This window comes from Burkholderia sp. GW821-FHT14F03, assembly GCF_058803765.1.
Map to the genome: position 1 here is coordinate 155,269 of NZ_JBXAPG010000003.1, position 11,587 is coordinate 166,855.

Consider the following 11,587-nt stretch of genomic DNA (forward strand, 5'->3'; position numbering starts at 1 on the left):
TCATCGGAGCACCTCATGGATTTTGTTCTGTTCAACGCGCAGCCATCCGCCCCGGATCGCACCAAGGCGTTGGCGATGTTTCCGCAACTGAAGCGCTATAGCGAAGCGCTCGGCAACACCCCGCTGGTGGAGGTGCCCGGGTCGTCGAACGGTGGGCGCGTGTACGCCAAGCTGGAATCCAAGAACCCGTCCGGCTCGATCAAGGACCGGGTCGCGTTCGGCCTGTTCTGCGATGCGATCAACACCCACGACTTCAGCCAGGGGCCGCTGAAGCTGCTCGACTCGTCGGGCGGCAACATGGCCCGGGCGCTCGCCTACCTCGGGCACCTGTGCGGCCTGACCGTGCAGGTGGTGATTCCCGATTCCGCGCCGGAAGCGCTGCTGCGCTCGCTGCACGAGAACAACGCGATCGTCACCCTGGTCGACCGCCACCACTTCCTGCTCGGCATCATCGCGCGCAGCCAGGAAATCGCCCGCACGGAACCGGGCTGGACCCTGCTGTCGCAGCACCTGAACCAGGTGAACACGGCCACCCACCAGCATCACACGGGCGCCGAGATCGTCCAGCAGCTCGTCGGCCGGCGTCCGGATGCGTGGGTCGCCGCGGTCGGCACGGGCGGCACGCTCGCCGGCGTCTACGCGGCGCTCGTCCAGCAAAACCCCGATCTGCGCGTGGTCGGCTGCACGCCGCAGGAGCTGCCGTTCGGCACCATGGCCCCGCCCAACGGCCTGAACCGCTTCGCGGGCGCGGGCGGCTTCGGCTTCGGCTTCCGCCAGCCGTTCGTGTCCCTGATCCAGTCGCCGGTGACGTTCGAGTCGGTCACGCACGAGGAATCGCTGAAGGCGATGCACGAATTCTTCTCGGCGACCGGCATTCCGATCGGCGGCTCGTCCGCCGCGAACTGGATCGTCGCGCGCCGGGTCGCCCAGCAGCTCGGCCAGGGTTCCACCGTGGTGACCGTATTCGCCGACGCCGGCAGCGATGCCGACCGCGAACGCGGCCGCCAGCTTTCCTCCACCCAAAGCAACGCAATCGAGAGTGCAAATGATGCAATCGCATGAGAACGATCTGATGTCGACGCTCGTCGGCCTGGCCAACCTGGCCCGCACGAAAATCGAAGCAGGCGCGAGTATCGACGAGGCCAGGCAGCTCGTCGCCGAGCAGACCGGCAACCCGAACGTCGTGATCCTGCCGCTGCTCGAACTGTCCGAGATCAAGTTCAAGGCCAAGGCCGAGGACCGACCGAGCGTCGGCGACGTGAATTCGCACGACGACCGCTGGCTCGACGACCAGGGCACCCAGGTGGGCACCATTCGCGGCGAGGGCTGGAAGGTCGCGACCCTCGGCACAGACATCATCTCCTACTACCACGAGACGGCCGAGACGGTGTACGGCCGCATCGAGACCTCGGGCATCTGGAATTCGTCGGCGATCTGGCGGCGCGGCTGGCAATCGCTGTTCGCGACCGGCGTGTCGGGCGACGTGACCGGCATGTTCGGGGTGCGGCAGCTGTATCAGGAAGTGCCGCGCGAACGCTATCGCGCCTTCGTGCTGCTCATTCCGATCGCGGCCGCCCACGCGGCGCTGCGCGACCGGATCCTGAGCGGCTACACCGCCCACTGAGCCATGGCCGCCCCGATGCGCACCTCCGCCCCTGACCGGGACATCGCGATCGTCGGGATGGCGTGCCGGTTTCCCGGCGCGAACGATCCCGACGAGTACTGGCACAACCTGATCAACGGCGTCGAATCGCTGGTCGAGCTGGACGACGCGCAACTCGACGGCGATGTCGTCCCGTTCGCCGCGCCGCTCAGTTGCGACGCGCTCGCGTTCGACGCCGCATTCTTCGGGGTCGCGCAGCGCGAGGCGGCCCTGATGGACCCGCAGCACCGCCTGTTCCTCGAATGCGCGTGGCATGCGCTGGAGGACGGCGGCATCGTCCCGGGACGCCTGGAAGACGCCGGCCTGTTCGCGGGCGGCAGCAGCTCGTCGTACCTGCCCGAGCTGCAGAAATCCACGCTCATGGAGCGCTTCCAGCCGTCCGCATTCGAGCTGCAGATCACCAACGACAAGGATTACCTCGTCAGCCGCGCGGCGTGGCACCTCGGCATCGAGGGCCCGGTGCTCGCGGTGCAGGCCGCCTGCGCGACCTCGCTGGTGGCCGTCGCCGAGGCCGTCGAGGCCCTGCGCGCCGGGCGCTGCGGGCTCGCCCTGGCCGGCGGCTGCACGGTGCGGACGCCGCAGCGCGCACCCTATCGCGCGCACCAGGGCATGGTCTACGCGAAGCACGGCCATTGCATGCCGTTCTCGCAGGACGCGAGCGGCACCGTGTTCGGCAGCGGCGTCGCCGTGGTGGTGCTGAAGCCGCTCGCGGCGGCGCTCGCCGACGGACAGCGCGTGCTCGCCGTGATCAAGGGCTGCGCCGTGAACAACGACGGCGCGGGCAAGGTCGGCTTCACGACCACCAGCGTGTCCGGCCAGCGCCGGCTCGTCGAGCGGGCCTTGCACGACGCCGGCCTCGCCCCGGCCGACCTGCGCGCGATCGAGGCGCACGGCACCGGCACGATCGCCGGCGATCCGATCGAATTCGATGCGCTGCACGGGCTGTTCGCGGCGCAAGGCGTCGCGGCCGGCCACTGCGCGCTCGGCGCGGTCAAGGCCAACGTCGGCCATCTGGAAACCGCCGCGGGCATGGCCGGCCTGATCAAGGCCGTGCTCGAGATCCGTCATGGCTGGATCGCGCCGCAAATCAATCTCGGCGAAGTCAACCCGTCGATCGCGCTGGACGCGAGCGCGTTCTACATCCCGACGTCCGCCGAGCCGTGGCAGGCGAGCGATCCGCGCCGCGCGATCGGCGTCAGCGCGTTCGGCATCGGCGGCACCAATGCGCACGTGCTGCTCGCGCGTCCGCCCGCGCGCGACGCGCGCGACGCGACGCCGCGGGACTTCCCGGGCGCGATACCGGTCTCCGCGCGCAGCGAAGCCGCCTGTCATCAGTTGATGCAGTCCTATCGCGCCGAACTCGCGGGAACCCCCGTCCATGCGCTGGCCTGGAGCGCGCAGACGCGCCGCAAGCCGCTGCCCTGGCGCGGCCTGCTGCGGGTCGAGGCCAACGGCGCCTTGTCCGTCGCCGAGACGATCCGCGACATGGGCCGGCGCGCGCCGCGCATCGTGTTCCAGTTTCCGGGCCAGGGCAGCCAGTTCCTAGGCATGGCCGCCGGCCTCGCGCAATCGAATGCGCTGTTTGCCGCGCTCCTGCGCGACCAGGTGCAGGCGCTGCGCGATCACGCGGATCTCGACGCGTCGTTCCTCCTGGGCGGCCGAAGCGACCACGTCGATCTCACCGACACCGCGCTCGCGCAGCCGGCGCTCGTCGCCGTCCAGATCGCCGTGGCGCGCTTCCTGATGCGGCACGGCGTGACGCCGAACGCCGTGATCGGTCACAGCCTGGGCGAGATCGCGGGCGCCTGCATCGCCGGCCTGTTCAGCGACGCGGAAGGCCTGCGCTTCGCGGCCCGGCGCGGCCGGCTGATGGCGGCGCTGCCGGCGGGCGCGATGCTGGCCGTGTCGCTCGGCGAGGAGGACTGCGCCCCGTGGCTCGGCGCGGACGTCGCGCTGGCCGCGGTCAATGCCGCCGAGTCCTGCGTGCTGTCCGGCGCGCCCGCGGCGCTCCGGCGCGTGGAGGCCGAACTGAAGGCGCGCGGCGTGCGGTGCCGGGCCTTGCAGGTCTCCCACGCGTTCCACTCGATGATGATGGATCCGGTACTCGCCGAACTCGCGCACGCCGCGCCGCACAGTGCGCCGCTGCCGTCGCATCTCGCGTTTCATTCGACCCTGCTCGGCGCGCCGCTGGCCGAAGGCGCATCGCTCGACGCGCACTACTGGGCGCGCCACGCGCGGGAGCCGGTGCGCTTCCGCGCCGCGCTCGACTCGCTGCCGGCGCGCGGCCGGACCGTATTCATCGAGGTCGGCGCGGGCGCCACGCTGACCGCGCTGGCCCTGTCGCAACGGCCGAAGGACGTCGCGATCCGCACGCTGCGCGGGCCGCGCGACGACGCGCCGGACAGCGACACCTGGAACACGGCGCTCGCGCAGCTGTGGATGGCGGGCGTCGATCTCGACTGGCGCCCGTCGTGGAACGAAGCGGGCGTCAGCGTGCCGCTGCCCCGCTACCCGTTCGATCCGCAGCGCCACGGCGTATCCGCCGAGCCCGCCGCCGAGCCGCGCCCCGCCGCCGCGCCGAACCCGCGCCCGGCCGCGCCGCGCTACGACAGCGTGCAGGCCGCCGCCAACGCGCTCTGGGAAAAAGCCACCGGGACCGCACCGTCGAACCTGCATCACCCATTCAGCGAGGACGGCGGCCATTCTCTGGCCGCCGTCCAGCTGGTCGTACTCACCCAGGCCGAACTGGGTGTGGAAATCAGCCTGCAGGACTTCATGCGCACGCCCACGCCGGCGGGCCTGTGCGCATGCCTGACCGCCGCAGGCGCCGAAGCGCTCGTCCGTCTACATCGTTCAGCAGAAGAGGTTTGATCATGGGCATCATCAATCATCCGCGGTTTGGAAAATACGAAGTCGAAACCATCGTGGTCGACGACAAGAGTTCGTTCACCATCGCCTGCTCGCCGCAGCGCCACGCGATGCCGAGCAACGGCGGGATCCGCTGGCACCGGTATGAATCGCTCGAACAGCAGAAAGACGAGGCGATCATGCTCGCGCACGCGATGGATCTCAAGCACGGCCTGTACCGCACGGGGTTCAGCGGCGGCAAGATCGTGGTCAACAGCAAGGTGAGCCCGGACGACGCGCCGCACGTGCTCGACGCCATCGGCGACCTGCTCAACCGCTACGACGGCTCGATGTACACCGGCTGCGACATCAACACGAGCAGCGACCACATGGTGCGCCTGCGCCAGTCCACGCAATGGATTCTCGATGCGATGGAAAGCCCGCTCGTCAACACCTCCGTCGCGACGGGCTTCGGCGTCTGGAGCGCGCTGCGCGCCGTGCTCACGCTGTCGCCGGGCGGCAGCGACACCGCGCGCGTCGCGATCCACGGGATGGGCAAGGTCGGGCGCGAAGTCGCGCGGCAGTGCCTCGCGCACGGCTACCACGTGGTCGGCTTCGACGTGCGGCCGAGCCCGGACATCCCGGCGGGCGTCGCGATGCTGGACGAGGATGCGTTCTGGGCCTATCCGTCCGACGTGCTGTGCATCGCCTCGCTGTCGAACGTGCTCGACCTCGACACGGTCGACCGCGTGCGCGCACGCTGGGTCGTGAGCAGCGCCAACTCGCCGTTCGCGAGCCCCGAGGCCGAGGCGAAGCTGATCGCGGCGGGCATCAACTACCTGCCCGACTACGTGAGCAATGCCGGCGCGGTGATCTGCGACAGCGTCGAGCGCTCGTTCCCGGACATCTTCCGCTCGATGACGCAGGACCAGGCGAACGAATACACGGGCGCGCTGATCGGCACCAAGACCGGCGAGCTGCTCAAGCGTTCGCAACTGCTGGGCTGCGACATCAACACGCTGCTGTCCCGCGTCCATTGATCGATCCGGTCGCGCACCCGCCCGCTCCTCACGGATCCTGCCTGCTGTCGAGGATGGGGCCACCGCTCGCGCCGGGATCCCGCGCGGCGGGTGCGCACTGTGCCGGATTCCGCCCTGCCGGGCGCCGCCTCACGATGTAGACCGTCAGGTCGCATGCATCCGGGGGGGCGCGCCGGCGCCCCTTCATCGTGATGACGCCATGTCGACCGAATTCTCGCCGCCCCGCCGCGCGCTGCTGCGCTGCGCGCCGGCCACCGCTCTGCTGATGTCCGTGCCCCGCGCCTGGGGCGCGCGCGCGTCGGCCCCTGTCATCGAGGACATCGCCGGCCGCCGCGTCCATTTCGCGCGGCCCGTGCGCCGGCTGCTGCTCGGCGACGGCGCGCTCGCGTACGCGCTGCCGCTGCTGCGGCCCGATGCGCCGTTCGCGAACGTCGTCGCGTGGGGCGCGAACTTCCGCGCCGCCGATCTCGACAGCTATCGCGCGTACCAGCGCCGCTTCCCCGCGATCGCCGGCATTCCCACCTTCCCGGATTCGACGCTGGAAGCCGTCAGCGCCGAGCTGGCGATCTCGCTCGCGCCCGACGCCGTGCTGCTGAACCTGAGCTCGCGGCCCGCCGCCGAATCCTCGGGGCTGGTCGCGCATCTGGCCGAGGCCGGCATTCCCGTGCTGTACGTCGATTTCCGGACCCGCCTGTTCGCCAACGCTGCGCGCAGCATGCGGATCCTCGGCGAGCTGCTGGACTGCCGCGCGCGAGCCGAGGCGTTCCTGCGCTTCCGGCAGGCGCAGATCGACCGCGTGACGACGCGGCTCGCGCGGCGCGATGCACGCCCGCTCGTGATGGTCGAGCGCGCCGCCGGGCTCTACGGCGACTGCTGCCTGAGCTACGGCAACGGCAGCTTCGGCGAACTGGTCGGCGCGGCGGGCGGGACCAATCTCGGCACGGCATTCCTGCACGGTCATTTCGGCACGCTGCATCCCGAACAGGTGATCGCCTCGGATCCGGACGTCGTGCTCGTCACCGGCGCGAACTGGTCGCTGTACGCCCCCGCCGGCGACTGGATCAATCTCGGCCCGGGCGCCGACCCGGCGGAAGGCCGGGCCCGCCTCGACCGGCTGATGGCCCGGCCCGGCTATCGCACCTTGCGGGCCGTCCGGAACGGGCGCGTCTACGCGATCTGGCATGCGTTCTACGACAACCCGTATCACTTCATCGCGCTTCAGCGTCTCGCGACCTGGTTGCATCCGCAACGATTCGCCGACCTCGATCCCGACGCGACGTTCCGCGAGCTTCACGAACGCTTCCTGCCGGTTCCGTACCAGCCGGGCTACTGGCTCGGCCCGGAGGCGGCACCGCCGCCGGCGCACGCGTGACGCGCACGCGCGCGACGCACCGGCCACCTCTATTACAGCGGCATACCCCAACACACCTTTGTTCAATTTCTCAGGAGAGCATCATGCATTCCATCAAATCCGGTTCGGGCTACGACGTCGTCATCATAGGCGGCGGCATTCTCGGCCTCGCGAGCGCCTACTACGCGACGTCCCGAGGGCTCGACACGCTGATCGTCGATCAGTACGGCATCCGGAACGAGGTCAACAGCTCGAAGGGCCTCGAACGCATGTTCCGGCTGATGCAGGACAACGAATGCGAGACGCGGCTCGCCGAGGCGTCGCTCGGAATGTGGATGGAGATCCAGCACGCGAGCGGCACGCGGCTGCTCGCGATGGACGACCTGGTCTTCTTCGGCCACCGCGACGCCCCGATGACGACCGAGGGCAACGTCCGGCAAGTGCGCAAGACCATGGACAGCATGGGCATGCCGTACGAATACCTCGAATCGCCGGCGGCAATCCACCGCCGCTTCCCGATCTTCAATCTCGACGCGATGCCCGCCGACTACGTCGGGCTCGTGCAGGCGGCGAGCGCATCGATCAACGTCCAGGCAGCGGCGAAGGCATTCCTGCACGGCGCGACCCAGACCGGCCGCCTGCACGTGCTGAACGAGCATACGGTGGTCAACGTCGAGCACCACCGCCATGCCGGCACCGGCCATGCGTACACGCTGCACACGACCAGCAACGGCGTGCCGACCGCGATCCACGGCCACCATCTGATCGCCTGCCCGGGCGTGTGGGCCGATTCGGTGCTGCACGGCCTCGGCCTGAAGCAGAGCCGCCGCTGGAAGATCTGGCAGATGAACTATGCGTACTGGGAACTCAAGGCCAACCATCCCAAGGTGCCGATCTGGTTCGAGTTCGGCAACGTCGACGCGAGCGACCACGGCACGTTCTACGGCTTTCCGCCGCTCGACTTCGCGCCCGCGATGCGCAACATGATGAAGATGAGCGCGGACTACACCTACGATGTGTTCGACGATCCTTACGCGGAGCGGCCGCCCGTCAACGAGACGCTGATGCGCGAACTCGCCGCACACCTCGGCCGCCTCATCGATCCCGGCCTGATCGACGCCGGCGCGTATCAGCAGGCGGGCCGCTGCCTGTATTCGATGAGCCCGGACGGCAAGCTGGTGATCGGGCGGATTCCGACGTCGCCGGGCGGCGACGGCTATCACGCCCGCGCGTCGATGTGCATCATGGAATCGGGGCGCGCCTTCAAGTACGCGCCGCTGTTCGGCCGCGCGCTGGTGGAGCTTGCGGTCGACGGACACTCGCGCTATCAGAGCGACCTGGAGATCTTCTCGCCGGCGCGCGACGGCTTGTTCGAGCCGATGAGCGCGTAAGCGGCTGCGCGGTTCCGGCCCCGGCCCGGAACCGCGCGGCGCCGGCCTTCGGCGGCCGGCGCCTTTCGGTCGCCCGCGTCAGTGCGTCACGACGCGTCTTTCACCATCTCGACGATGGTCAGCGTGCCGCCGACCGCCTCGACGCGCACCTTCACCTTGTCGCCCGCATGCGCCTGCCGGACCATCGCCGCGTCCTTCGCCTTGTAGGCCATCGTCATCGGCGCCATGCCGAGATTCGCGAACGCGCCGTGCTTGAGCGTGATCATGCCCGTCGCGGCGACCTGAAGAATGCCGTATCCGGTTTCGTCACAACTGGGTTGTTTGTGGCAACGCATTCTGCACAGCGCTACATACGGCTGGCCTCGCTCGCGACCTTCTAAAGGATCTCAGCAGCACCTTTATCCAGCGGCTCCACTTCCCTCGCTGTCAACACGCCGATCGTAATTTCCCGCAACCTGCTCACGTCCAGCACTACTCCCTTTTCTAGATCGATGAGAAACTCAATCTGCTTGCTGATAGACAGCAGCGCCCGACTATCGGGGTGCTGCATGAGCAGATGGCGATATTTTTCCAGCCCCTGCTCGAACGTGAGTAATCGGTCTTGTTTCATTTTCCGGGAACAGGAACCATCGTTGATTTGTTGGGAACGAACTGTTGCGTACCGCCGCCGTTCGCTACAAACGGCCGTCCCGGGACAGTCCATGTATCCGTAATGCTAGCCGCGGTGCTTTGCAATACAGAGGTCGCGCCAGACGGAGTAAAAAGACCTGGGATTCGGTTCGCCGGATTGATGCCAAGATTCGTCGCCTGCGTCCCAACCGGCGCGAAGTAGCTGCCGACATTACCATTCAACGGGACTGTCAGAGATTTCGTGTTTCGGGCATAACATGACGCAACTCAGGAGCGTTTATGGCACGCAAACCGAAAGCCCAGCCGGCGGACCTGCCGGCAATTCCTGCCGAGTTGCTGGAGCAGTTTGGTAACGGCCCGATGACGGCTGAAGCCATCAATGCTGCAACGTTGGCGCTTCAGAATGCACTGATCGAGCGAGCACTAGGCGGTGAGATGAACCACCATCTCGGCTATCCGTCCGGTGCGGCTAAACCAGCCAACGCCACGAACCAGCGCAATGGCAAAGGCGCCAAGACGGTTCTGACCGAAGACGGCCCGATTCGCATCGAGGTGCCGCGAGACCGCGACGGCAGTTTCGAACCGCTGCTGATTCCCAAACACGAACGGCGCTTCACTGGCTTCGATGACAAGATCATCGCTATGTATGCCCGAGGCATGACGGTGCGCGAGATCCAGGGTTTCTCGCTGGGGCAGTACGCCACCGAGGTCTCGCCCGACTTCATCAGCTCCGTAGGTGTTCAACGATCTGAAAACCCGCGGCGTCCACGATGTCCTGATCGCGGTGACTGACGGCCTCAAAGGCATGCCCGAGGCCCCGGCCGCCGTGTTCCCGGCGACCACGCTGCAAACCTGCATCGTCCACCTGATCCGAAACAGCCTTGATTACGCGAGTTGGAAGGACCGCAAGGGACTGGCTGCCGCAATCAAGCCGATCTACACGGCACCCAGTACCGAGGCCGCTCAAGCTGAACTTGATGCGTTTGCCGAAGGCCCTTGAGGCCAGAAATTCCCGCCTGTCAGTACCGCCTGGCGCAATGCCTGGGATCGCGTGATTCCATTCTTTGCGTTTGCACCAGACATCCGCAAGGTTATATACACAACGAATGCCATTGAGAATATCAATTCTCAACTGCGCAAGATCATCAAGACGCGAGGACACTTCCCCACCGACGACGCGGCGACGAAGCTGATCTGGTTGGCTCCGCGCAATATCACTGCTGACTGGGGGCGCTCAGCCAAAGATTGGAAGGCAGCCATGAACCAATTCGCTATCCTCTACGCAGATCGATTCGTTCGGCTGACTTCGTGACTCTCAACCTGCCTGAACACGGAAATCCTGACACCCTCGCTGATCCCCGCGCCTCTCGGTGAACGTACCGGGAGGGGTTTCGACGCTGACTGCCGTGTCGGCCATAAATCGCCGCTGCCGGTGGCTCCTATCTTGTCGTTTGTGGATTCGAGGCTGTCTCGACTTGTCGAATGCTGGCGTAACTGAGCATCTGGTTCGCATACTTCGAGCGCCGACCAGTCACCTGGAAGCGCTCACCCAGTGGCGTCTTCTCCTGGTCCCGTTGTGGCAGGCAGACCGGAAATTGATCCTTCGGATCGTCCTGTTTGGACAACCTCAGGCCATAGCAAGTACGCTTGCCGCTTGTGACGTATTTCTCGGCAACGGAGTAAATGGCAACGTATTCGGTTCCCGTGGCTTCGTTCATCAGATTGGCATACGCCATCGATGCGACGCCCACGAGAATGGCCGCAGCAATCGCCCCGGCTGCCCAGGATTCACCCGGCTGCATCTGCTGCTCATATCTTGCATAGCGCGGTTTGTACCAGGTACCGACCAACGCCTTCTGCAAACCCCATGCGACGAGAATCGCAGCCGGAATCGCTACGGGCGCGACCGAGCGCCAGTAGCCCTCGTTGAACCGGAAAGCCGGGCCGTCGGCCGATGCACCCCAAGCGAGGACAAGAAGCGCCAACAGAAGCGAGCAGATGACCGTATCTGCACCGCGATTCGTGGATCTCGTTGATGACTTGTCTAACGGCATTGCTCTTTTCATACCTCTTGCTCGCACACGCGATCCAGACCTCACTGCCTGGGTCGACTCGTCCGGCCATATGCGGTCGCCTTTTAGGTCACACGCGCGGTACATTCTCTTTCTTCACCGGCGTCTGTTCCTTTACATCCGCGCCCCGTACAACGGATCAGTAACGCGATGCCTCCGTACACGGCTTGTGAATAGCCTTTCGGCCGTTCCACATGGAAATCGCACCGGCTATGGAAAGGCTTCCTGTCAGTACGGGATGCGGATCCGGCTGTGCTGCCAACGTCAAGGCTGACATGCCCAGGTTGGTCATGAATACAGCCAACGCGATTCGCCAAACCAGTGTGCTGCAGCGAGTCAGGCAGCGAGCCAACAGGACATACCCGATCAGGAAGGACAGAATGTTGATGATTGCCCCGATGGTTACTGCTGCGCGTTGCACCGACGATGCCTGTGGGGAAAGTCCTAAAGGTATGGCCCCGAACGCAGTCATCAGGGCCGCAACTGCCTGGAGTACCGCGAAGATATAAAGCGCAACCTGAGCAACCGCAAAATGATCCTTGGGTTCTCTGCCTCCAGACATTAACTCGCTCACTTTATCACCCAATTTAGCA

Annotated in this window: 10 protein-coding genes and 2 pseudogenes; 7 read left to right on the plus strand and 5 right to left on the minus strand. The window is 66.5% G+C overall.

What is annotated here, in order from left to right; all coding sequences use genetic code 11:
- Window positions 1-15: 15 nt before the first annotated feature.
- From AC1RQF_RS03335 to AC1RQF_RS03360, 6 genes are all read left to right on the plus strand, one after another.
- Window positions 16-1,062: a PLP-dependent cysteine synthase family protein gene (locus AC1RQF_RS03335; protein ID WP_274003775.1), complete on the plus strand. Its 1,047-nt coding sequence runs from the start codon at window positions 16-18 to the stop codon at window positions 1,060-1,062.
- On the plus strand, window positions 1,046-1,624 hold the full coding sequence (locus AC1RQF_RS03340) for an allene oxide cyclase barrel-like domain-containing protein (RefSeq protein ID WP_274003778.1): 579 nt from the start codon (window positions 1,046-1,048) through the stop codon (window positions 1,622-1,624). The genes AC1RQF_RS03335 and AC1RQF_RS03340 overlap by 17 nt, the downstream gene beginning before the upstream one ends.
- Window positions 1,625-1,639: 15 nt before the next feature.
- Window positions 1,640-4,534 carry a type I polyketide synthase gene (locus AC1RQF_RS03345; RefSeq protein WP_274003780.1) on the plus strand — a complete coding sequence of 965 codons (2,895 nt, stop codon included), beginning with the start codon at window positions 1,640-1,642 and terminating at the stop codon, window positions 4,532-4,534.
- A gap of 2 nt (window positions 4,535-4,536) precedes the next feature.
- Complete coding sequence (locus AC1RQF_RS03350) at window positions 4,537-5,550, plus strand: Glu/Leu/Phe/Val dehydrogenase (protein WP_274003783.1); 1,014 nt, start codon at window positions 4,537-4,539, stop codon at window positions 5,548-5,550.
- A 199-nt stretch (window positions 5,551-5,749) separates the two neighbouring features.
- Entirely contained in the window at window positions 5,750-6,922 is a 1,173-nt protein-coding gene (locus tag AC1RQF_RS03355) for an ABC transporter substrate-binding protein (protein ID WP_492871321.1), read from the plus strand.
- Window positions 6,923-7,005: 83 nt separating this feature from the next.
- Window positions 7,006-8,292, plus strand: coding sequence for an FAD-dependent oxidoreductase (locus tag AC1RQF_RS03360; RefSeq protein ID WP_492871322.1), 1,287 nt, complete (start codon window positions 7,006-7,008; stop codon window positions 8,290-8,292).
- Between the two features lie 86 nt (window positions 8,293-8,378).
- Here the strand turns inward: AC1RQF_RS03360 and AC1RQF_RS03365 are convergent.
- The 3 genes and pseudogenes from AC1RQF_RS03365 to AC1RQF_RS03375 all read right to left on the minus strand — a co-directional run.
- Window positions 8,379-8,570, minus strand: a pseudogene (locus AC1RQF_RS03365) (copper-binding protein); the annotation flags it as partial.
- 98 nt (window positions 8,571-8,668) lie between these two features.
- Window positions 8,669-8,902, minus strand: coding sequence for an immunity protein Tsi6 family protein (locus AC1RQF_RS03370; RefSeq protein WP_274003789.1), 234 nt, complete (start codon window positions 8,900-8,902; stop codon window positions 8,669-8,671).
- Complete coding sequence (locus AC1RQF_RS03375) at window positions 8,899-9,144, minus strand: polymorphic toxin type 46 domain-containing protein (RefSeq protein ID WP_443111582.1); 246 nt, start codon at window positions 9,142-9,144, stop codon at window positions 8,899-8,901. Before AC1RQF_RS03375 ends, AC1RQF_RS03370 begins: the two co-directional genes overlap by 4 nt.
- A 57-nt stretch (window positions 9,145-9,201) precedes the next feature.
- Between AC1RQF_RS03375 and AC1RQF_RS03380 the strand changes: the two are divergent.
- Window positions 9,202-10,234 (plus strand): annotated as a pseudogene (locus AC1RQF_RS03380) (IS256 family transposase).
- Window positions 10,235-10,361: 127 nt separating this feature from the next.
- Here AC1RQF_RS03380 and AC1RQF_RS03385 read toward each other — a convergent pair.
- Together AC1RQF_RS03385 and AC1RQF_RS03390 are read right to left on the minus strand one after the other, a co-directional pair.
- Window positions 10,362-10,976: a hypothetical protein gene (locus tag AC1RQF_RS03385; RefSeq protein ID WP_274003790.1), complete on the minus strand. Its 615-nt coding sequence runs from the start codon at window positions 10,974-10,976 to the stop codon at window positions 10,362-10,364.
- Window positions 10,977-11,133: 157 nt separating this feature from the next.
- A complete protein-coding gene (locus tag AC1RQF_RS03390) occupies window positions 11,134-11,556 on the minus strand; it encodes a hypothetical protein (RefSeq protein ID WP_492871323.1) in 423 nt (140 codons plus the stop codon).
- Window positions 11,557-11,587 lie beyond the last annotated feature (31 nt).